The organism is Aquimarina sp. KJ22-3, from assembly GCF_055808215.1.
This window is the reverse complement of the sequence record NZ_CM147859.1, coordinates 2,649,756-2,670,586: the sequence shown is the minus strand read 5'-3', so window position 1 is coordinate 2,670,586 and position 20,831 is coordinate 2,649,756. Positions and strand designations below refer to the sequence as shown.

The 20,831-nt window shown below is 35.4% G+C and carries 22 protein-coding genes; 12 read left to right on the top strand and 10 right to left on the bottom strand.

Annotation, left to right across the window (positions count from 1 at the left end; translation table 11 throughout):
* Window positions 1-4 precede the first annotated feature (4 nt).
* The 3 genes from AC0L3Q_RS12230 to thrC are packed head-to-tail and all read left to right on the top strand — an operon-like array spanning window position 5 to window position 2,603.
* On the top strand, window positions 5-934 hold the full coding sequence (locus tag AC0L3Q_RS12230) for a homoserine kinase (RefSeq protein ID WP_473286837.1): 930 nt from the start codon (window positions 5-7) through the stop codon (window positions 932-934).
* Entirely contained in the window at window positions 934-1,302 is a 369-nt protein-coding gene (locus AC0L3Q_RS12225; RefSeq protein ID WP_473286835.1) for a RidA family protein, read from the top strand. The genes AC0L3Q_RS12230 and AC0L3Q_RS12225 overlap by 1 nt, the downstream gene beginning before the upstream one ends.
* Window positions 1,303-1,313: 11 nt before the next feature.
* A complete protein-coding gene (gene thrC / locus AC0L3Q_RS12220) occupies window positions 1,314-2,603 on the top strand; it encodes a threonine synthase (RefSeq protein WP_473286834.1) in 1,290 nt (429 codons plus the stop codon).
* 33 nt (window positions 2,604-2,636) lie between these two features.
* Here thrC and AC0L3Q_RS12215 read toward each other — a convergent pair whose 3' ends face one another.
* The gene (locus AC0L3Q_RS12215; RefSeq protein ID WP_473286832.1) at window positions 2,637-3,521 is read right to left on the bottom strand and encodes a M28 family metallopeptidase; all 885 of its coding nucleotides are present in this window, start codon (window positions 3,519-3,521) and stop codon (window positions 2,637-2,639) included.
* A gap of 97 nt (window positions 3,522-3,618) precedes the next feature.
* Here AC0L3Q_RS12215 and AC0L3Q_RS12210 point away from each other — a divergent pair, with 97 nt between their 5' ends.
* From AC0L3Q_RS12210 to AC0L3Q_RS12195, 4 genes are all read left to right on the top strand, one after another.
* Window positions 3,619-4,203 carry a hypothetical protein gene (locus tag AC0L3Q_RS12210; RefSeq protein WP_473286830.1) on the top strand — a complete coding sequence of 195 codons (585 nt, stop codon included), beginning with the start codon at window positions 3,619-3,621 and terminating at the stop codon, window positions 4,201-4,203.
* Between the two features lie 89 nt (window positions 4,204-4,292).
* Window positions 4,293-5,324, top strand: coding sequence for a glutathione synthase (gene gshB, locus AC0L3Q_RS12205; protein ID WP_473286829.1), 1,032 nt, complete (start codon window positions 4,293-4,295; stop codon window positions 5,322-5,324).
* On the top strand, window positions 5,317-6,147 hold the full coding sequence (locus AC0L3Q_RS12200) for an N-formylglutamate amidohydrolase (RefSeq protein ID WP_473286938.1): 831 nt from the start codon (window positions 5,317-5,319) through the stop codon (window positions 6,145-6,147). The genes gshB and AC0L3Q_RS12200 overlap by 8 nt, the downstream gene beginning before the upstream one ends.
* 79 nt (window positions 6,148-6,226) lie before the next feature.
* Window positions 6,227-7,384: a flavohemoglobin expression-modulating QEGLA motif protein gene (locus tag AC0L3Q_RS12195; RefSeq protein ID WP_473286827.1), complete on the top strand. Its 1,158-nt coding sequence runs from the start codon at window positions 6,227-6,229 to the stop codon at window positions 7,382-7,384.
* A 15-nt stretch (window positions 7,385-7,399) separates the two neighbouring features.
* Here the strand turns inward: AC0L3Q_RS12195 and AC0L3Q_RS12190 are convergent, their stop codons facing one another.
* The 8 genes from AC0L3Q_RS12190 to AC0L3Q_RS12155 form a co-directional block, all read right to left on the bottom strand.
* Window positions 7,400-7,969 carry an NUDIX domain-containing protein gene (locus tag AC0L3Q_RS12190; protein WP_473286826.1) on the bottom strand — a complete coding sequence of 190 codons (570 nt, stop codon included), beginning with the start codon at window positions 7,967-7,969 and terminating at the stop codon, window positions 7,400-7,402.
* 198 nt (window positions 7,970-8,167) lie between these two features.
* Entirely contained in the window at window positions 8,168-9,655 is a 1,488-nt protein-coding gene (locus AC0L3Q_RS12185; protein ID WP_473286824.1) for a RagB/SusD family nutrient uptake outer membrane protein, read from the bottom strand.
* Between the two features lie 11 nt (window positions 9,656-9,666).
* The gene (locus tag AC0L3Q_RS12180; protein WP_473286823.1) at window positions 9,667-13,140 is read right to left on the bottom strand and encodes a SusC/RagA family TonB-linked outer membrane protein; all 3,474 of its coding nucleotides are present in this window, start codon (window positions 13,138-13,140) and stop codon (window positions 9,667-9,669) included.
* Between the two features lie 138 nt (window positions 13,141-13,278).
* Window positions 13,279-14,253, bottom strand: coding sequence for a FecR family protein (locus tag AC0L3Q_RS12175; protein ID WP_473286822.1), 975 nt, complete (start codon window positions 14,251-14,253; stop codon window positions 13,279-13,281).
* A gap of 57 nt (window positions 14,254-14,310) precedes the next feature.
* Window positions 14,311-14,886 (bottom strand): RNA polymerase sigma-70 factor, encoded by a 576-nt coding sequence (locus AC0L3Q_RS12170; RefSeq protein WP_473286820.1) that lies wholly within the window; start codon window positions 14,884-14,886, stop codon window positions 14,311-14,313.
* Window positions 14,887-15,103: 217 nt separating this feature from the next.
* Window positions 15,104-15,508, bottom strand: a complete 405-nt coding sequence (locus AC0L3Q_RS12165; protein ID WP_473286819.1) for a lipocalin family protein — start codon at window positions 15,506-15,508, stop codon at window positions 15,104-15,106.
* Window positions 15,509-15,572: 64 nt separating this feature from the next.
* On the bottom strand, window positions 15,573-15,734 hold the full coding sequence (locus AC0L3Q_RS12160; protein ID WP_473286817.1) for a hypothetical protein: 162 nt from the start codon (window positions 15,732-15,734) through the stop codon (window positions 15,573-15,575).
* A complete protein-coding gene (locus tag AC0L3Q_RS12155; protein WP_473286816.1) occupies window positions 15,715-15,987 on the bottom strand; it encodes a hypothetical protein in 273 nt (90 codons plus the stop codon). The genes AC0L3Q_RS12160 and AC0L3Q_RS12155 overlap by 20 nt, the downstream gene beginning before the upstream one ends.
* 229 nt (window positions 15,988-16,216) lie before the next feature.
* Between AC0L3Q_RS12155 and gcvT the strand changes: the two genes are divergently transcribed.
* From gcvT to AC0L3Q_RS12140, 3 genes are all read left to right on the top strand, one after another.
* Complete coding sequence (gene gcvT / locus AC0L3Q_RS12150) at window positions 16,217-17,299, top strand: glycine cleavage system aminomethyltransferase GcvT (protein WP_473286815.1); 1,083 nt, start codon at window positions 16,217-16,219, stop codon at window positions 17,297-17,299.
* An 84-nt stretch (window positions 17,300-17,383) separates the two neighbouring features.
* A complete protein-coding gene (locus AC0L3Q_RS12145; RefSeq protein ID WP_473286813.1) occupies window positions 17,384-18,199 on the top strand; it encodes a sugar nucleotide-binding protein in 816 nt (271 codons plus the stop codon).
* Between the two features lie 58 nt (window positions 18,200-18,257).
* Window positions 18,258-18,671, top strand: a complete 414-nt coding sequence (locus AC0L3Q_RS12140) for a thiol-disulfide oxidoreductase DCC family protein (protein ID WP_473286811.1) — start codon at window positions 18,258-18,260, stop codon at window positions 18,669-18,671.
* A gap of 486 nt (window positions 18,672-19,157) precedes the next feature.
* Here the strand turns inward: AC0L3Q_RS12140 and AC0L3Q_RS12135 are convergent, their stop codons facing one another.
* Window positions 19,158-19,331, bottom strand: coding sequence for a hypothetical protein (locus AC0L3Q_RS12135; RefSeq protein WP_473286809.1), 174 nt, complete (start codon window positions 19,329-19,331; stop codon window positions 19,158-19,160).
* Window positions 19,332-19,571: 240 nt separating this feature from the next.
* On the opposite strand from AC0L3Q_RS12135, the gene AC0L3Q_RS12130 reads away from it, so the two are divergent.
* Both AC0L3Q_RS12130 and AC0L3Q_RS12125 read left to right on the top strand, forming a co-directional pair.
* Entirely contained in the window at window positions 19,572-20,012 is a 441-nt protein-coding gene (locus AC0L3Q_RS12130; protein ID WP_473286808.1) for a DUF4140 domain-containing protein, read from the top strand.
* Window positions 20,000-20,818 carry a DUF4139 domain-containing protein gene (locus tag AC0L3Q_RS12125; protein ID WP_473286806.1) on the top strand — a complete coding sequence of 273 codons (819 nt, stop codon included), beginning with the start codon at window positions 20,000-20,002 and terminating at the stop codon, window positions 20,816-20,818. Before AC0L3Q_RS12130 ends, AC0L3Q_RS12125 begins: the two co-directional genes overlap by 13 nt.
* Window positions 20,819-20,831 lie beyond the last annotated feature (13 nt).

The window sequence follows — 20,831 nt, the reverse complement described above, 5'->3', positions numbered from 1 at the left end:
GAATATGAACAAACGTATTAAAATATTCGCTCCTGCTACTGTAGCCAACCTATCCTGTGGATTTGATGTGTTAGGATGTTGTTTGGATACTGTAGGTGACGAAATGGTGATTTCCCTGCATGAAGATCCAGGTGTAAAAATCACCAAAATCGAAGGTGCTGATCTCCCTATCGAGACACACAAAAATGTAGCAGGTGTTGCTGTCGAAGCTTTGCTTAAAAAGTACGGTCAATCCCTGGGAGTAGATATAGAGATTTATAAAAAAATAAAAGCAGGAAGTGGTATTGGGAGCAGTGCTGCCAGTAGTGCCGGAGCTGTTTGGGCGGTTAATCATTTGCTAAGCAATCCTTTTTCGCCTCAGGATCTTGTTGCCTTTGCTATGGAAGGAGAAAAATTGGCAAGCGGTAATGCACATGCAGATAATGTAGCCCCTGCCCTGTTAGGCGGCTTTACCCTAGTACGTAGTTATTCTCCTCTCGATGTGATTAAATTACATACTCCAGAAGATTTAATGATAACCGTAATTCATCCACAGATTGAAGTAAAAACTTCAGATTCTCGTTCTGTAATTAAATCTAATATCACCCTCAAAGATGGGATTCGGCAGTGGGGAAATGTTGGTGGGTTTGTAGCTGGATTGTATACTGAGGATTATGACCTTATTGGTCGTAGTCTGGAGGATGTTATCATCGAGCCATTGCGATCCATTCTGATACCTGAATTTAATGCAGTGAAAGAAGCTGCAATGAGTAAAGGAGCTCTTGGGTGTGGGATTTCAGGATCTGGACCTTCGATCTTTACGCTTAGCAAAGGAACTGAAACAGCTAATCATGTTGCTACTGCAATTCGAGAAGTGTATGATACCACGGGACTTGCGTTTGATATTCATGTTTCAAAAATCAATGATAAAGGCGTTAAAATAATCGATTCATAATGAAAGAAATAAAGAAAATAAGTACTGGAGCTCCCTGGGAAGATATTGTAGGATATTCAAGAGCTATTAAAATAGGAGATATTATTGAAATTTCTGGAACTACAGCCAGTGGAGCAAATGAATATGAGCAAACTGTAGGTATTATCAAAATTGCCGAACAAGCATTAAAGGATCTTGGAGCAGACCTTAATAATGTGGTACGCACTAGGATGTACTGTACCGATATTTCAAAATGGGAATTGATAGGAAAAGCACACGGAGAATTTTTTAAAGAAATACGACCTGTTGCTACTCTTGTAGAAGTAGCTAAACTCATTGATCCCGAAATTTTGGTCGAGATAGAGTTTTCGGCCGTACTCAACCATTAATCGACAAACAAATGTTATATTATAGTTTAAATCATAACGCACCAAAAGTTTCTTTTTCTGAAGCTGTTATCAAAGGTTTGGCGCCAGATAGGGGCTTGTATTTTCCAGAAAACATAACTCCCCTGCCCGATAGTTTTTTTGAAACTATTGATACGCTGGATAACATTGAAATTGCTTTTCGGGCGATCCAACAATTTGTAGGTGATGAAATTCCTGAAGAAGAACTCAAAGATATTTTAAAGGATGTTTTGAGTTTTGATTTCCCTGTTGTAGATATTCAGGACAACATAGGAACATTAGAATTGTTTCATGGGCCAACCATGGCATTCAAAGATGTGGGTGCTCGTTTTATGGCTAGGTGCCTGGGTTATTTTAATCAACATAATAAAAACAAGGTTACTGTTTTGGTGGCGACTTCCGGCGATACAGGAGGAGCCGTAGCAAAAGGATTCTTAGGAGTTGAGGGAGTCGAAGTTGTAATTCTCTATCCTAAAGGAAAAGTAAGTGACATTCAGGAAAGGCAGTTAACGACTCTTGGCCAAAACATTACTGCATTAGAAGTTGATGGCGTTTTTGACGATTGCCAGGATATGGTCAAAACTGCATTTCTAGACACTAGTATTACTGATAGTGTTCAACTAACTTCAGCAAATTCTATCAATGTAGCCAGATGGCTTCCACAATTGTTATACTTTTTGTTTGCCTACAAGCAGGTAAAACACAAAGGAAAAGAAATTACATTTTCGGTACCTAGTGGTAATTTTGGAAACATCTGTGCGGGTATTGTCGCCAAAAAATTAGGTCTTCCGGTAAAGCATTTTATAGCTTCTACCAATATCAATGATACCGTTGTTTCTTATTTACAAACAGAAAAGTACGAACCTAAACCTTCAAAAGCTACCATATCAAATGCTATGGATGTAGGTAACCCTAGTAATTTTATTAGAATTCAAGAGTTATTTGGCAACAACTTTGAAGTACTAAAGGATTCTTTCTCCGCCTATAGTTTTGATGATCTGCAAACCAAAGAGGCAATGAAAAGTGTATTTGACACTAGTGGATATATCACCGATCCACACGGTGCTGTTGGGTATTTAGGTTTAAAGGAACATCAATTAAATGGAACTGATTACGGTATTTTCCTAGAAACCGCTCATCCGGTAAAATTCCTTGATATAGTAGAAGATACCTTGGATGTTACTGTAGAAATTCCTGAGCAGATTCAGAGTGTACTAGACAAAGAGAAACAAAACATTCCTATAGATAGTTATCAAAAACTAAAAGAGTTCTTACTTAAGTAAGAACTCTTTCGTTATAAAATTTTCCGATCTTTCTTATTCCGTGGCTAATGCCTTCATTACATTATAGGTAATCTCTGTAGTTGACGCCAAATATTTAAAATTCACTGTCGTATACTTGTCCTCACTTTGTCTAACAAAAGGAGAATTATCTGCGTTTTTCAATTCTGCGGTAAGGGTAACGGTTTCGTAACCGAAGTTAGAAAAGAATCTACTTTCCGGAGTAGCTACTTCACGCTTATACACCGGAACCGGAGATTCGATACGATATAAGGATTCTAAGCTAATGTTAGACGCCAACAATTCAATCGCACGATCTTCATCATTATCCCATCCCATATAATCCGCTCTGTGCATAGAGTGTATATTATATCCATCGGTTTGTAATTTTTTGGTAAACATTCTTGTACCAATCATATTGCTTTTCCAATGATCGAAGAATACTACCATAAAATTTTTGTTTCTAGTCTCCAGCTCAGCTATTTTTTTGGCAACATAGTAAGCTATAGCTACGCCAGTAGCATTATGAACCGCACCAGGGCTATTTTCTACCGTATCGTAGTGCGCACAAATTAACACCCATTCGTCACTACCATTCGTTGCAGGAATTTCAGCATAAACATTGTTTCCGTTATATTGATTTCCCTTTTTATCCTGAACGTTATAATTTTCTTTCACTGGCTTTAAACCAGCTTCTTTTAAAGAATTTAGTAAATAGTCGGCCGTAGCTTTTCTCTCGGCATTCGTAAATCTACTGCTTAGCTTCTTTTTACCCTTGATAGGTTCGTGACCAGTAAGTTTGGCTACGATATCCCTCTGGATATTAATGATCTCGGCTTCTCTTCTATCTTGTTCAGTTTGAGCTGGGGCTACCTGAACTACGAAAAAGAGCAATAGTAAAAATGTTTTATAATAATTCATTTTGTAGGTTTTGTATTCCATTTGCTTTAACACAAATTTATGAAAATTCTATAATAATACAATTTAGTACTTTTAGCACTAAAATAATACTTCAAAAATGAAATTGACAAAAACCATACCTTTTTTTATATTTTTTTTATTATTCTTACAATGTAGCCCAGAAAAATCTGTCAAAAACAAGCTTTCTGCACCTGATGGTTGGAGAAGTGAAATCCTTCAACTTCCCTTAGATTTTGCACCTTCATTAGCATATACCGGTGTAGAATATGTACAATTTGCTCCCGGATGGGGAACCAAAGGAGCAAAAGACTATTTTTCTTATGTTTTTTTGTGGGAAATTGATCAAGATCCAACGTTATCTGCCAAAAAAATAGAAAAAGAACTTGAAATCTATTACGATGGCCTCATGAATATCGTTGCAAAATCGGATGTCAATGAGAATCAAATTCCTAAATCAAAGGCCTTTTTTGAAAAAATTAGCACAACTACGTTTGTAGGCAAAGTTTTGACCTACGATGCTTTTATCACAAAACAACCCGTTGAACTTTTCATCATCGTGAATCACACACCTTGTCAAAAGGAAAACAAACACTTGGTTCGTTTTGATATTTCACCACAACCTACAAATCATCCGGTATGGAAAAAATTAAATAACGTAGGTGTTAATATCAAGTGTGAATAATAGTTTCAACATAGAAGAAACTTTATTTTAAGATTTTTCTTGATTTTCTAATAAAAAACGTAAATTTTTACATTCAAAAATCATCTGCAATGAATGTTTGCTTTTTAATGTATCCATGGGAAGAAATAGATCCAGAAAAAGACACTTCCCTAACGCTTATTCATGAATGTGCGAAACGTGGTCATGGTGTTGCCCTTGCCACTCCTTATAACTTAACAATCCGAGATAGTGTAACCTATTCGTTTTGTAAAGTGATCAATAGGACCGAAAAGATTTCTTCTTCGATGAAATCCTTTCATGCCAAAACCACTTTTAGAGATGAAATGCTACCGCTGGCAGGATTTGATGTCATCATTTTACGTAGTAATCCTCCTCTGGATATGATCATGCTTAACTTTTTGGATTCGGTAAAAGATGATGTTTTTATCATGAATGATATCGACGGTATCCGTAGATCCAACAACAAGCTATATACTGCAGCGTTTGATGATTTGGAAACTCATTTTATTCCTAAAACTCACGTTACCAAAAATAAAGAGTACCTTATCAAGATGATTAAAGAAGCTCCAAACGATAAAATGATATTGAAACCATTGAATGGTTTTGGTGGTTCTGGAGTGATCCTGATCGAAAAAGGAGCAATGAGTAGTATCAGATCTTTGTTGGATTTCTATATCGATAACAAAGATGGATCCAGTAATTATGTGATTCTTCAGGATTACATAGAAGGTGCAGATCAAGGTGATGTACGTATATTGATCCTCAACGGGAAACCTATTGGGGCTATGCGCAGAATTCCAGGGGAAGATGATCACCGATCTAATGTAACCGCTGGAGGTTCTGTAGTAAAACACTCATTAACGAAGACAGAAAAAGAACTTTGTAGAAAGATTGGTCCCAAATTAGTTAAAGATGGATTGTATTTTGTAGGGATCGATGTCATTAATGGAATGTTGGTTGAAGTAAATGTGATGAGCCCGGGAGGAATTACTTATATCAATAAAAAATATAAAGTACGACTACAAGAAAAAGTAGTTGATTTTATCGAAGATAAGGTAGTGCAACGCGTAAACAGATTCGATCGCAAAGCGAAACTCAGAAAAACTGTAGATGATGCTTAAACTATCCATCGAGGATATTATTGAAAAAATACATCGGGAAGAACCTTTCCATGCTGTTGCCAACGACTATTCTTTTACTTTGAAAATTGAGGCTTATGACTATTATGTTTGTGCCGCTGTGCATGATGGGCATCAATTTCGAAAAGAGCTTTGGGAATACTGCTTACATTCTGAATACGATCGTTGGTATGAAGAGGATCCTGCTACCCGACAAATGGTGCAAAGTCACCCTATTGTTATTGCTGGATGTGACTCAAGATTTGAATATGACCTAAACAGATCTCCTGAAATTGCGGTTTATGAGGATGCATGGAGCAAAAAACTTTGGAAAACCCCATTACCTGCAGAGTTAAAACGCAGATCTCTTGAAAAGCATCATAATTTTTACAAAGTTGTTCAGGCTTTGATTTCAAAAATCGAGTCAAAACACGGAGCTGCAATCGTTTATGATATGCACTCCTACAACTGGCAGCGATGGGATCGAGAAGTACCTATTATCAACTTGGGAACCAAAAATATTGATCACACCAAATACGATGCCTTTGCACAATCCTGGTGTACTGCATTGTCTAACATTAAACTACCGCATATTGAGAAAACATCCGCAGCCATAAATGACACTTTTCAAGGAAATGGTTATTTTCTAAAATACATCACGGCAAACTTCGAAAACACCCTGGTGTTGGCTACAGAATTTTCGAAAATATATTGCGATGAACTGAATTATGTCCTATATCCTGAAGTAGTTCACGCTATAGAAACACAGTTAAAAACCATACTCCCCGATCACGCAAAATCATTTTTTGACCGATTCATTGATTAAATGCTAACCTATTTGTTAATCTGCATTTTTTGCAGTTAGTTTGTGATTCTCGAATCCTTAAAGAATCAACGACAAGATAATGATTGAAGATGTTGTAGCTACCTATAGTGATCTTTTTAAGATCGATCAAAATTTGGATCGTCTGGTCAAGAATATTGAATTACTCAATTTTCTTAATCCTCTGAATATTGAGCAGGAAAAAAAACTGTTTTTTACCAGCAAATACCGAAAAAATCCAACTTTTAAGTATCGCAAGATCAAGTTTAATCCTTACAAATTACAGCGCTTATTTTTTGATCAAAAATTAGAGCGTATCGAGGATAAACAGATCAGAAAGTTATATCAGGATATTATTTATGAATATTCTGGCCTTATACAATGCATAGAAACTATTGGGAGTGGAAAGAATTTTTACTACAATTCCTTAAAAGTGTTTGGAACACCTAAGGAACGTGATGTAGAAAATGCCCGCTTTATTCTTCATTTTGAAGACGAACCCATGCCCGAAAGTATGATCAAGAAGTACTCTGTTGACGAAGCTGAAAGTTATTTTAATGAATTTTCTAAGCGGTATGATTTTGATTTTAATATCAAAAAATCTACTCATATCTCGGCTTCTGCTATGGTACTAAACGCATCAGAAACATTAGTATTAAAAAGGAATTACAAATTCAGTGAAAACGAGTTAAAGGTTTTGGCCAATCATGAAATTGGAGTACATATGGTCACTACTTTTAATGGAAAAAGTCAGCCGCTAAAAGTTTTCTCTAATGGTTTTGTAAACAATACGGAAACTCAAGAAGGACTAGCGGTGTTGAGCGAATATATGTCGGGTAGTTTGACTTTGAAGAGAATGAAAGAACTTGCCTATAGAGTTATTGCTGCTGATAGTCTAATCAAAGGATACGATTTTAAAGGTACTTTTGATTTGTTATATAGTCAATATAAATTAGATCGCGAAGCTGCCTGGCAGATCACACTCAGAGTGCATCGAGGAGGCGGATTTACCAAAGATTACTTATATCTTACCGGATTGAAGAAAGTATATGATTACTACCACTCTGAGCAGGATATGAATCTATTACTTACCGGTAAAGTGACCTTAGAAAATAAAGATAGTATCTTACGTTTACAGGAACTAGGGCTTGCCAATCGCAGTAAGCATGTTACTGACTCTTTTGCTCAAAACTTGAATACTAATAAAAAGCTGGATTTTATTCTAACCAATCTCAAATAGTATATCATCTATCTCCTAAGTTTTATGAAGCAAATACCATTGTAAAGCAATGACTGTTTTTGCATCATTGATGGTTCCTGACAATAAAAGTTCTTTGATTTCGGGGATACTGTATTTGTGCAGCTCAATATCTTCATCTTCATTTGTGTTTCCTCCTCCTTCACCAGTTTTATCATTTTGATCCACCTCTGCGTAATACAGAATCATACGTTCATTAGTAATTCCGGGTGAGGTATAACAAGTAACCATATACTCAAGATTTTTGGTTACGTATCCTGTTTCTTCATATACTTCTCGAATAGCACATTCTTTATGATCCTCTCCTTCTTCTATTCCTCCAGCTGGAATTTCCAGGACCCAACCATCACCATGATGAATGCTGGGATATCGAAATTGTTTAACGAGAATGATTTGTTTCGTATCTTTTTCAAATAGTAATACCGTTGCAAAATCTCCTTTATCCAAACATTCTCGATCGTAAGTAACACTGCTTGCTCCGTTAAAACGGTCGTGTTTGATCCAGGCTTTTTTTATTCTCAAAAAATCCTGGTAAACAGTCATCTCCTTTAGAATATGAAATTTCATATTTTAAAAGTACAGATTAATTCATCCAGAGATCTAAAAAAATCTTTGTTTTTTAAAAGCATATGGATAAAGCAATGCTTTAATCATCAAAATACTTTGATAATGAGTCCAATGTTTTTTACAAAACAATTGAACTCATTACAAAAGGCTAACACAAACTAAACAATTATATAATTCAGTTTATTAATTAAGGCTTAATTACAATGGATTTTGCCTTAATAGAGGGTTAGCATCCAATGCGCGTTGTGGAATAAGCCACTGCCATCTGTTATCTCCAGCAGGAACGTCGAAAACGACTGCCAGAGTTGTAGAATGGTTTGCACCATTTCTATTAAGCGCGGCATTTGTTCGTTTTAGGTCATAAAACCTAAAACCTTCTCCCCATAATTCCCAACGCCTATGTAGTAAAATTTCGTCAACCAAAGCTGTTCCTGTATTTGCTGATCTTATATACGCTGGGTCTCGCTCGGCACCAATCTCCAAGAGAACATCAGCAGCTGTAGGATCATTTAATCTAGCTTTTGCTTCAGCTTCGATCAAATACATTTCAGAAACTCGCATGTAAGGAACATCCATCCTACTATCCCCTACACCTTCAGCAATAAATTTTTGACTGGTAAATGGTCGTTTACGATGTCTTGAGGAAATTACGATTCCAGGAGGTAATACATCATGATCTCCTGTGGGATCAAATAAAGATTTTCGCACATCGGTATCCGACATGGTATCGTACAAAAGACTATTAATAGCCTTTGGATTACCTCGTATGTTAGAAGAACTGAAGTTTCTAGAAATAAAAGCCCCAAAATTACCAAAGGTGTCACTTTGATCTTCTACGATATGACTTCCCCACATCCACTCATCGCTTTCATAATCACTGAAATTATTAAAATAGTCGTCTCTTGACATCAACTGATACCCAGCTCTAGCCGTTTCGGCAAAATCTGCAGCAATCGAATAATTTCCTTGCACCAATGCCACTCTTGCCTTTAATCCCTGAGCTACACTCTGATCCAAATGAGATTTGTTTGGTCTGCCATACCCTTCCAGAAGTACAATAGCTTCATCCAGATCTTCATTGACTTGAGTATACACTTCTTCGACGGTAGAACGAGGCAGTGGTTCAAAAGCAGTAGTTAATACAATAGGAACTCCCATTTGATCATTTACCTGCCCTGCTTGATATCGAATTCCGTATAACTGAACAAGTTGAAAATGTGCCCAAGCTCTATAGACCAAGGCCTGTCCTTTGGCTGCATTTCTTTCTTCGTCAGGTCCTGTTGCATTATCAGCTCCATTGATTACCGTGTTTGCGTTCCTTATAATTCTGTAATAGGTTCTATACGGAAATAAATCATCTGCATCTGTAGCATTAGTATGATCATTCCATTGATACGCATTGATGAACCAACCATTGGCTCTTGAAGTCATTACAAAATCATCTCCGAGTACTTCATTTTGTAACATAAGCGCACCTACTCCTGTTCTTCCTTGCGAACCATACCTAATGTATAGCGATCGATGTATACCATTAACAATCGTAAATAAATTGGTAGTTGTCGCTGTGGCTTCTTCTATAGAAACCGATTCTGTGGGTGTTTCATCCAAGAAATCCTCTGAGCAAGAATTAAATACAAGACCGGATAAAACCATAATGAATATCAATAATCTTCTATATGTTTTCATGATTTCTTTTTTTAAAATGTTGCGTTGAATCCTAATGAAATTACTCTAGATGGAGTAAATCGGTTTGATGTAGTACCATTAAATCTTTGACCAGGTTCAAGGCCTTTGCGTTCGTTAATTACAAAAATATTTTCTCCGCTTACGTATATTCTGGCATTTGCTAATCCTAATTTGTTAACCAAATCCTTGTCAAAATTATATGCCATATTCACTTGTCGTAGTGCAAGAAAATCGGATTTGACCAACCATCTATCAGACGCCGCACCAAAAGCAGCAGTTTGATTTGCATCTAACCTAGGTACATCGGTAATATCTCCTGGTCGTTGCCAACGTCTCAAGATATCAGTACTTAACGCTACTCCAAACTCACCAGATTCCATAAGATTAGCGTAGTTGGTATCATAAGTTTGTCCTCCTATTTGGTAGGTAAACGTAAATCCAAGATCAAAATTCTTATATCTAAACGTATTGGTAAATGCTCCAAACAGATCTGGAATTGCAGTTCCTACAAAATCCCGTAACGCCTTATTTTGATTTGTGGTTACAATGGTTCCATCTGCAGCCGTTCGAACATCACCATCACCAACAGCACCAAGTTCTGGGTCTAACACAAACAAACCAGAACCATCATCAGGATCTACACCATACCAATCTCTAAGGAAAAACGCGAAAATATCACCACCTACGACTAATTTCTTAGTACCATTAATGATTTCTTCTTGTGGTAATTCTGTAATCTCATTGGCTATTGTAGCCGCATTTATGTTTAATTTCCAATCAAAATTTGCACTATTGATGATCCCAAAATTCAAATCAAACTCCCAACCATTATTGACCATGCTTCCGATATTATCCGGTTTAGTATCCAAACCTGAAGCAGTTGGAATAGGCACTAAAAACAATAAATCTTTTGATTCTCTTCTATAATATTCGATCGTTCCCGAAACTCTGTTGTTCAAAAACCCAAATTCTAATGCAGCATCAGATTGGATATTGGTTTCCCAGGTAATATCAGGATTACCAGTGGTAGCCGATAATATACCTCCTTCTAATTGATTATTAAATCCAAGATCAAATAATCCTTGACTAATATAAAAATCGCTTACTCCAGCTGCATCCAGTAGGTTATCGTTACCTACTTCTCCATATGAAGCTCTAAGCTTTAATAAATTAATCCAATCTACACTACTAACGAATGCTTCTTGATCCAGTCTCCAGGAAGCACCAATTGAAAAGAAATCCCCCCATCGGTTACCCTCATCAAATCTTGAAGAGGCATCTCTTCTGTACGAACCGGATAAATAATACGTATTCCGATAGTCGTAGTTAAAACTCCCGAAATATCCCTCTCGTGTTAATCTTCGAGTGTTGGAGTCTACATCTTGAGTGGTTGTAAAATTGATCAATTCTATATTACCATCTACTACCTGTCCTCGCCTATTTGCGGTAAAAAAGTTTCTTTCAGTATCAAAACTTTCATGTCCCAAAAGAACGCTTATCCCATGTTCTCCAATGGTTTTATTGTAGCGTAAAAGTTGATTATAATTGATGGTTGTGTTTGTAATTTCATCTTTTTCTGCTACTCCATCCGGAGCTCCATCACCTACTATTGGATTGTTAAACTGGATATTACTGAAAAAGCGTTTATCCATAGCGGCGTTAAAAGTAAATGTAAAATCATTCAGGAACTTAAACTCTGTGTATGCTCTGGCATTTACAGAGAATATTTTATCAGAATCCCTATTCAATATCGTTTCTTGAATTACATTTCTTCCCGCAGAACTTCCTACTCTACTGTTACTACTATCAAATTGTCTGTCTCCATTTTCGTCCAAAATAAATGCTCCTGTATCGGGATCATGTAAAAACACAGGGTAAATAGATGCAATCAGTCTGGTAGTACGGAACGGATTTACTAAACTCGTATTTCCGGCATCATTAGCATTATTAGATTCTGAAGAAGCTACAGATAAATTAATCCCAGTTTTAAAATTTTTATGTAACTGACTGTTGATATTAATTCTTCCTGTAATTCGTTCAAAATTCGAATTGATGATATATCCGTCCTCTTCCAAATAGCTTAAGGACGCAAAGTAATCTGTAGTTTCACTAGAACCGCTATATGAAAAATTCAAGTTTGAGCGATATCCTGTACGTACCAAAAGTTCTTGCCAATCCAGATCATCATACCGTAAACTTGCATTTGGATTGATATTACCATCTGGTAATACGATTTGATTGTTGGGCACATTAAATGGATTGATCCCCAATTCATCAAAAATCTCATCGGTAGCTTGTTGATTCGCTTCTGCTACAGGAGTAGTACCAGAAATAGACAGGCTATTTCGTAATGCTTCCCACATAGCTTCATAATATTGGGCAGGATCCAGCCTATCATATTCTCCGATACTTCTTGTACTTACACCTTGACTTATATCTATTGAAAAAGTGTCTTTACCTTTTTTACCTTTTTTGGTAGTAATAATTACCACCCCGTTAGCGGCTCTACTACCATACAATGATGTTGACGCAGCATCCTTAAGTATAGTAACGTTGGCTATATCATTTGGGTTAAGGCTGGAAAAATTACCAACGAATTCCACTCCATCTACGACGATCAATGGACTGTTGGACGCATTAATAGAACCAAAACCTCTTACTCGTATAGCAGGACTAGATCCGGGTTGCCCGTTTGCCGGAGTAATTTTTACACCAGCAGCTGCCCCATCTAATACCGTAAGCACATTGGTTACTGGTCTTCTTTCTATATCCTCTGATTCGATCTGAGTAATTGATCCTACTACCGAAGATTTACTTGCGGTACCGTATGCAACCACCACTACTTCATCCAATGTGCTAACATCTTCTTGAAGCGTTACATCTATCTTATTTTTATCTATACTAATTTCTTGAGTAACAAACCCTACGTAAGAGAACACCATAGTTTCACCAAAATTAGCATCCAGTTCGTAATTCCCATCAAAATCGGTTAACGCTCCTCTGTTCGTTCCCTTTATCGCCACATTAACACCAGGTAGAGGAACACCATCGGATCCTCTTACTGTCCCTCTAATTCGATTTTGAGCGAAGCTGAAATTAGTAGGGATTGCAGAACGTTGTATCGAATTTTCTGCATTCTTCTTGATGTAATCCAATACCTTTTTGAAGGTTTCTTCTGAAGTTTTTCCATCATGCGGAAAAAGCACTATTTGATTTTTATAGATGCTGAAATCAATATTTGTCCCTATAAATAAATCGTTTAGGATTCTTTTTACCTTTTCGTTATTCACCGTAAGTGATACCTTTTTGGAGATATCTATCAAACTGTTGTTATAAAAGAAACGAAATTCACTCTTTTCTTCAATTTCTTCGATAGCTACTTTTAACGTTGCTTCTTTTAACGAAATCGAAATATTCTGGGAATAAGTATTGAATGAAAATAACTTCGATAGGGTAATACAAATAAGTAGCGAGTAGATTTTCATAATTCTTATGAGATGTTTTCTCGACAAGAAAACTCCCGAATGGTTTTTTTCATAATTTTGTTTGATTTTAATTATTTCAATTCTGAGTTTAATTAAATGACCGATATGAAGAGGGTGCTGCAACACCCTCTTTTTTTCTTATTCTGAGTTTAGCATAATTTTATTGTTTTTACGTTTATAATCTATTGATGAAGAAAGTTTGATCAACTCCAGAACATCTTCTAAACTTAAGTTGTCAAACTCTCCGGTATATCGATAATGCAATAACGAATCTGATTCTATTACAAATTCAACATCATACTTTCGCTTTAGATCCAGTACCACCTGTTTTAGTGGAGTTTTATCAAACACTAATTTTCCTTGTTTCCAGGCAACTATTTTATTAGAGTCTACTTGATCTACTTTGATATCACTTTCTTCTTTATGAAATGTAGCTCTTTGAGAAGGAGTTAATACAACAAGTGCTTCAGTCTCTTCCTGAATCACCTCTACTTTACCAGAAACTAAAGTTGTTTCTATTTTATCATCCTTGGGATATGATTTTACATTAAAAGAAGTTCCTAGTACTCTTACTTTTAAGTGATCTGTTTGCACTATAAAAGGTTTTGTGACATCTCTTTCAATATCAAAATATGCTTCCCCTTTTAAGGTTACTTGTCGCAAGGTATCTGTAAAGTTTTCGGGATAAGAAATCGAACTTCCCGAATTTAATATTACTGTAGATCCATCTGGTAAGTTGATGGTTTTCTGTCCACCATAATTTGTGGCAATATTTTTTACCACAACAGTAGAAATTTTATCTTGATTAACGATCAGACCATCATTCTGAAAATAAGTATAAGATTGCCAAATCAACAAAGGGAGCAATACCGCTGCAACGGCTGTTTGATACAATACATTTTTCCTCTTATTTCTTTTGGAAGAAAATTTCTCATACCCCAACTCTACATCTTCGTCATCCAAACGATCAAGATTGGAAGCGACGTATTTGGCTTTAAGAATAGCATAACGTTTTTGGTGTTCTTTGTTTTCTCTAATCCATTTCAAGATTTCCTTTACTTCTTCTGGACTAGCTTCACCTTTTATATATTTTATGAGTTCCTTTTCCTGCATCTATATATGTGTTATATATATAAAGACGAGAAAAAAGTAGTACCCCCTATTCAAAGTTTAAAAAAAAGATAAAAATTCGCGAAGATGCAATCTCATATGCTTTAAAGCCTTCGACATATGGTTCTCTACAGTTTTGATAGATATCTCCAATTCTTCAGAGATTTGTTTGTTTTTCAACCCTTCAATTCGGCTTTTCACAAAAACTTTTTTGCACTTTTCTGGTAGCAAATCGATTCCTGCTTGTATTTGAAGTTCTAATTCTTTTTCGATGATCGTATTCGAATCGAGATCTGATAATGCCAGATGATTGATATAAGCCTCAATTTGTGAGGTATTATTAGCCAAAGCACTTAGCTTTCCTTTTTTGGATCTTAAATAATCTAAACATTTATTTTTGGTGATTTTGAAGAGGTATCCATTAATATTTGAAGAAATATTTTTTCTTTTTTTCCACGCTTTTACAAAAACATCTTGTACAATCTCCTCGGCATCTTCTTTGTTGGAAATATAGCTACTGGCCACGAATAACAATTTGGCATAATAAAGCTCAAAAAGCACTTTAAAAGCCTCTTTGTTTCCTTCATTAATACTTTTAATAAAGTAACTGTTTCTTATGTGTATTTCCCTTTCCAACGATACAATAATACATCATAAAGGTAAATATTTTTTTGTTTTCTTAACATTTTACCAACAATCATTTAATAAAAGATGTTCAATTTTCATGAATCCTATTATTATTTAATTTGATTTATGGGAAATCAGCAAAATTTTAAGCCAAAAAACGTTTTGGTTGTAAAATCAATGTAGAAATAATTTGCAAATATTATGTTTTTTGAAGGTATCTTGTATCCTAATCGACCCTTATATACTTAAATGCACATCCTTCAATACAAGGGTAATAAATAATTAGATTTAATGTAGTACGCTCAAAGGTAAGTGTGATCACGTCATCCACACAACCAATTTCCAAAGTATTGGTTTCAAACGAAAACGTACCAGTACTTGTCTCCGCAGATTCGGAAAAAATATTACAAAGTGATCCGTTTTCTGATACCACACTACCTGTTTCAAAAAAAGTGATGGTTTGATTACTTTCTACAGGTTGGAATGTTCCACTACCATCTCCAGGATCAACCAATGCTTCGACCAATTTCCATTTCCCTATAACTATTGCTTCAGGGTTCTGATTGTCATCGTCGTTTGAGCAGGAAACAAAGGCAACACTTAATAATAGAATGATGATATGCTTTTTCATGATATTGATCTTTTATAAAAGAGATGATCTATAAAGAAAAAGGTTGCTTATTGTTCCTTTGTTTTTACTTTCTGTCTTTTATTCGGTACATGAACTTTAATCCGCTCCAATCTTCATCTACAGCAGCTACTTTAACATCTACCAATCCAATATTCAAGAGGTACTCTCTAATAGGATCTCTTTTCAGATCCGTAGTAATTTTAGAACTACCTTTTGGCCAACTCACCCAAAGCATCCCATTTTTTTAAAGCAGATTTGTATTGAGGTATGACTTCTTTAAGTGTTTCTAAAGAGATACAAAAAACATGTATAAAATCAGCCACCTCTTCTGCAACAGCATCAAGTTCTGTCACATCTTCGGGAAAATCTGCGAAAAGCTTATAGTAGTATTTAGGAGCATTATACAACAATATAGTATTCCCCTTTTTAATACCAAGTTTCTTTGCGAGGGGTGTTCCAGAATATCCTGCTGTTGGCATGATCAAACAGTTTAAGGGTTAGATATGTTTTCTAAAGATATTAAAAGTTTGGTTAGGGTGGTTCAAAATACATAATCATTGAGATAGTTGTAAGAAAATTGCGAATATCATAAGTAGCAGTAAAAGCAGAGCACTTTAGTTAACAATTTATCAAGATTATAACAAAAAAGCATTGTGTAGCTACCCAAAGTTTTTTACATTCGGCCTTCAATTAAATAAGCTGCTAACAATGAAAAATACTGCATTAACAGAAACTCATATTGCTCTTGGCGCCAAAATGGTTCCTTTTGCAGGATATAATATGCCTGTATCCTATGAAGGTGTGAATATAGAACACGAAACTGTAAGAAATGGGGTTGGCGTTTTTGATGTTTCGCACATGGGAGAGTTTTTGATCACTGGACCCAATGCATTGGATCTTATACAAAAAGTAACCTCTAATGATGCATCAAAGCTAATTAATGGTAAAGCACAATATAGTTGTTTACCCAACGATCAAGGTGGTATTGTTGATGACTTAATCGTATATAAGATAGCAGACGAAAAATATTTATTGGTGGTTAACGCTTCCAATATCCAAAAGGATTGGGATTGGATCAGTAGTCATAATAGTATGGGAGCGGAAATGCGTGATTTGTCTGAGGATTACTCCTTATTGGCCATCCAAGGACCAAAAGCAGCTGCTGCCATGCAATCTCTAACCTCTGTGGATCTCGAAGCTTTGAAATTCTACACTTTTGAAGTAGCCGATTTTGCTGGTATCGAACATGTAATCATTTCGGCAACGGGATATACAGGAAGTGGAGGTTTTGAAATCTATTGCAAGAATACCGAAGTAAAACAAATCTGGGATAAAGTGCTAGAAGCCGGAGCTGATTTTGGAATCAAACCAATTGGATTAGCTGCTAGAGATACACTTCGTCTGGAAATGGGATACTGTCTTTATGGTAATGATATTGACGACACCACCTCTCCTATTGAAGCTGGTTTAGGGTGGATCACCAAGTTCTCCAAAGATTTTATCAATGCTGAAGAATTAGGAAAGCAGAAAGAACGAGGAGCTGAGAAAAAACTAGTAGGTTTTGAATTGGATGAAAGAGGAATCCCAAGACAAGGATATGATATTGTAGATGGCAATGGAAACGTTATCGGTAATGTAACCTCAGGTACAATGTCTCCTTCTTTGGGTAAAGGGATAGGACTAGGATATGTACCTACTATTTTTGCCAAACCTGATAGCAAAATTAATATTCAGGTTCGTAAAAAGGCAATTCCTGCTACGGTAGTTAAATTACCTTTTTACAAAGGATAATTATATAATAAAAGTAATAGGATTAAGTTTCAAGGTTACAGATATGTAATGTTTGAAACTTAATTTTTTTAGCATCATTTCATTTTGAAAAAAATTCTGATCATAGGAGCCAGTGGTTTTATAGGAAATGCTCTATACAAAGAGCTTAATTCCTATTATGATACCTATGGAACCTATTGTAAGGACAATACGTTCTTTGAAAAAAATCAGAAATTTTTCCAATATGATATGGAATTAGAGGATATTTCTATTCTCCTGGATAATTTAAAACCTGCGATTATTATTTCTGCGATTAGAGGAAATTTCAATTCGCAATTGGATGCTCATCAACGGATCATCAACTGGATCAAAACGCACCGTTCAAGATTAATTTTTATGTCGAGTGCTAATGTATTTGATTCTTTTAGTAATTATCCTTCTTACGAATTTGATAAAACGCTAAGTAATAGTGTGTTTGGTAGATTTAAAATTAAGATCGAAAATGCTTTGATGCGTCTTCCTACTTCCAAATATGTAATTGCCAGAGTGCCTATGATCTTTGGACCTGCTACTCCAAGAATTCAAGAGCTAAAAACTTTATACGATCTTAAAGCACCTATAGAAGTCTTTCCTAATGTGATTATTAATGCTACTACTATTTCTAAACTGACTCAGCAAATCCATTATATCATCAATAGAAATAAAAAAGGGATCTTTCATCTTGGGAGTAATGATTTATCATATCATTTTGATTTGATCAAAGAATTATGCGAGTCTATGGTTCTAGAAAACCCTGTTTTTAAACAGGTATACGATTCTAATAACGATAGATATCTTGCTGTACTGCCTAAAGACAACAAACTCCCAAAAAACCTTCAAATAACTACGCAAGAAGTTATTGAATCCGTTATTGTAAAATAATATATAACAAAATACTAAAGCGCAAAAGCTACTAAATTATTCGTCGTATCTTTGTATTATGATTGAAGAAGGGAAAAAGATTATTCTGTTCGACGGTGTCTGCAATTTGTGCAACGGAGCTATTAATTTTATCATCAAACGTGACAAACACAAAGTGTTTGTGTATGCTTCTTTGCAAAGTGAAATCGGTCAAAAACTAATTGCCGAAAGAAATATTAATACCCAGGAAATAGATTCTATCCTCTTGATTGATCCAGGAATAGCCTATTACCATAAATCTACCGCAGCACTACAAATCGCAAAACACCTAAGAGGTGGGTATCCACTTTTGTCGGTATTCTTTATATTACCCAAATTCTTAAGGGATTGGGTATATGATATTATTGCCCGAAATAGGTACAAATGGTTTGGTAAAAAGGATAGCTGTATGATTCCTACTCCTGAGCTTAAGGCACTGTTCATCGACCAATAAGAACAAGAGTAACCTATTCGTTGACTACTCTGTAAGAAGATGAGCATCTTCTTTCTGCTTCTCTATAGCAGCTTTCTCCTCGTTTATTTTGTTCATATTATCTATATGTATATAGGATAAACAAAAGATAGCAAAGCAAATTAATAATACCGGTAGTAGTAACCTTTTCATTCTATTTTGGGATTAAAACAATTTGGAACAAAAAAAGACCTTACTTTTTTTACGGTATAAAAGTAAAGCCAATATTTAATTCCCTTTTCGACTTTTAGTATTCGTAGAGAATGAATTAGAATTCGTCAATCTAGCTAAGTCTTTGTACTTGGATTTATAGTAAAATCATGTAAACTACTAAATACAAACAGGTTATACCTTAGCTAATATTAGTTAAATTTTTATTCATCCAGTATATATTAAATAACGTGATACTGGACGAATATAAAACGTTAATAAGCCCTACTCATTAATAAGAATGGTATCCTTATCTATTCATTTCGTTTCTGGAGTAGTGGTATTTAATTGTTCTGTTCCATTTTCAGAATTTATTTTCTTTCGCAACTCTTCAGATTGCGCATCAAGCTTATTTACATTGTCTATATGTACAATACTCAAACATATAACAGCAAATGCAATAAGCGCTAAAGGAAGTAACAGCCGTTTCATAATTATTTTTGTTTATTAGTGTGATAAAGTGATGTTTCAAAAGTATAGATTAGGTAAACACGATGTAAGGGGAGTTTAACTAAAATTGGGGAGGGAAAATCCCCCTACTCTATTCCATATTTTCTTGATCGTTTAAGCGATGATCATGTTTACTCAATAAAAATACTACTTCACTCATTTTACATTTCATACGGGTATAGATTAGGATACATTCGTATAGTAACCAAAAATTATACCACTATGAGAGCCATATTACTATCCATATTACTTTTGATTGCTAACCTTACGATGGCAAATACTGGAAAAAAGACGGCATCAACTATTGAAGAAGTCACCGTATATCTCACTGGTGCTCGAATAAAAAGAACCGCTGACGTTTCTTTAAAACCAGGGACTAACGAAATTTTACTCCATGATCTATCTCCTACAATTAATGAGAATAGTATTCAGATTTCAGGACTTAAAAACGTTTCTATATTGTCAATAAATTTTGGAATTGACTATTTGGAAAAAAGAAAAACTTCAGAAGAGTTAACTGCCCTTCAAACGCAATTAGAACAATTATTACTTGAAAAAAACAAGCTAGAAAATATCATAACTGGACTTGGTCAGGAAAAAAATTGTTGGAAAACAATCAGCGTATCGCTAGTACAACAGAATCTCTTTCTTTGGAAAAAGTAAAAGAAATATCTGCCTATTATAGAGATAGAGCAATTGAAATTCAGAATGAAACCTATACGCATACACAAAAAATAGATCGTCTATCTGATGATATATCCGCAATTACCCAACAAATTGACAAGTTGGATGACGATACCAAAGAACAACGGGGAGAGATCAAGGTGAAACTAGATGCTCCGGTAGCTACCACACTGAGTCTTGTGATACAATACAATGTTACCCAAGCGGGATGGTTTCCGTTATATGATATCAAATCCCAAAGCATAAAGGATCCTATCAAAATGGCCTACAAAGCCAATGTATATCAGCAAACAGGAACTCCTTGGAATAATGTAAACATTATACTATCCACAGGTGATCCAAACACTAATAATATCAAACCTAACGTTTCGCCAAAATACTTAAACTTTAGCTATGGTAGTAACCGACAACAAAATGCAATAAAACGATATGGTTATCAATACAATCCAACTGTAAAAACCATTACCGGAATCGTTTTGGATGATGGTGGATTACCTTTACCTAGGGTGAACATTGTAGAAAAAGGCACCTCTAACGGAACACAAACAGATTTTGATGGTCGTTACACCCTTGCTGTTACTGGAGGAAGGGAACTTTCTTTCTCGTATGTTGGTTTCTCTTCACAATCCCTTCCTATTTATTCTTCGGTTATGAATATTTCTCTTGAAGAAGATATCCAAGCTTTAGACGAAGTAGTAATTACAGGGTATTCCACTTCTGGGTCATCTGGTCGTTATTCTCCAAGATCTAGTTATACCAGAAAAAAAGAAAAAAGAATATTATAATGAAGTAGTCGAA

Excerpts from the sequence above, each read along its gene's own strand:
- AC0L3Q_RS12130 (WP_473286808.1), top strand. The coding sequence starts at position 19,572 with ATGAGAGCCATATTACTATCCATATTACTTTTGATTGCTAACCTTACG.
- AC0L3Q_RS12210 (WP_473286830.1), top strand. The coding sequence starts at position 3,619 with ATGAAATTGACAAAAACCATACCTTTTTTTATATTTTTTTTATTATTC.
- AC0L3Q_RS12175 (WP_473286822.1), bottom strand. The coding sequence starts at position 14,253 with ATGCAGGAAAAGGAACTCATAAAATATATAAAAGGTGAAGCTAGTCCA.
- AC0L3Q_RS12180 (WP_473286823.1), bottom strand. The coding sequence starts at position 13,140 with ATGAAAATCTACTCGCTACTTATTTGTATTACCCTATCGAAGTTATTT.
- AC0L3Q_RS12155 (WP_473286816.1), bottom strand. The coding sequence starts at position 15,987 with ATGCCAACAGCAGGATATTCTGGAACACCCCTCGCAAAGAAACTTGGT.
- AC0L3Q_RS12195 (WP_473286827.1), top strand. The coding sequence starts at position 6,227 with ATGATTGAAGATGTTGTAGCTACCTATAGTGATCTTTTTAAGATCGAT.
- thrC (WP_473286834.1), top strand. The coding sequence starts at position 1,314 with ATGTTATATTATAGTTTAAATCATAACGCACCAAAAGTTTCTTTTTCT.
- AC0L3Q_RS12165 (WP_473286819.1), bottom strand. The coding sequence starts at position 15,508 with ATGAAAAAGCATATCATCATTCTATTATTAAGTGTTGCCTTTGTTTCC.
- AC0L3Q_RS12140 (WP_473286811.1), top strand. The coding sequence starts at position 18,258 with ATGATTGAAGAAGGGAAAAAGATTATTCTGTTCGACGGTGTCTGCAAT.
- AC0L3Q_RS12200 (WP_473286938.1), top strand. The coding sequence starts at position 5,317 with ATGCTTAAACTATCCATCGAGGATATTATTGAAAAAATACATCGGGAA.
- gcvT (WP_473286815.1), top strand. The coding sequence starts at position 16,217 with ATGAAAAATACTGCATTAACAGAAACTCATATTGCTCTTGGCGCCAAA.
- AC0L3Q_RS12215 (WP_473286832.1), bottom strand. The coding sequence starts at position 3,521 with ATGAATTATTATAAAACATTTTTACTATTGCTCTTTTTCGTAGTTCAG.
- AC0L3Q_RS12230 (WP_473286837.1), top strand. The coding sequence starts at position 5 with ATGAACAAACGTATTAAAATATTCGCTCCTGCTACTGTAGCCAACCTA.
- AC0L3Q_RS12190 (WP_473286826.1), bottom strand. The coding sequence starts at position 7,969 with ATGAAATTTCATATTCTAAAGGAGATGACTGTTTACCAGGATTTTTTG.
- gshB (WP_473286829.1), top strand. The coding sequence starts at position 4,293 with ATGAATGTTTGCTTTTTAATGTATCCATGGGAAGAAATAGATCCAGAA.
- AC0L3Q_RS12135 (WP_473286809.1), bottom strand. The coding sequence starts at position 19,331 with ATGAAACGGCTGTTACTTCCTTTAGCGCTTATTGCATTTGCTGTTATA.
- AC0L3Q_RS12225 (WP_473286835.1), top strand. The coding sequence starts at position 934 with ATGAAAGAAATAAAGAAAATAAGTACTGGAGCTCCCTGGGAAGATATT.
- AC0L3Q_RS12185 (WP_473286824.1), bottom strand. The coding sequence starts at position 9,655 with ATGAAAACATATAGAAGATTATTGATATTCATTATGGTTTTATCCGGT.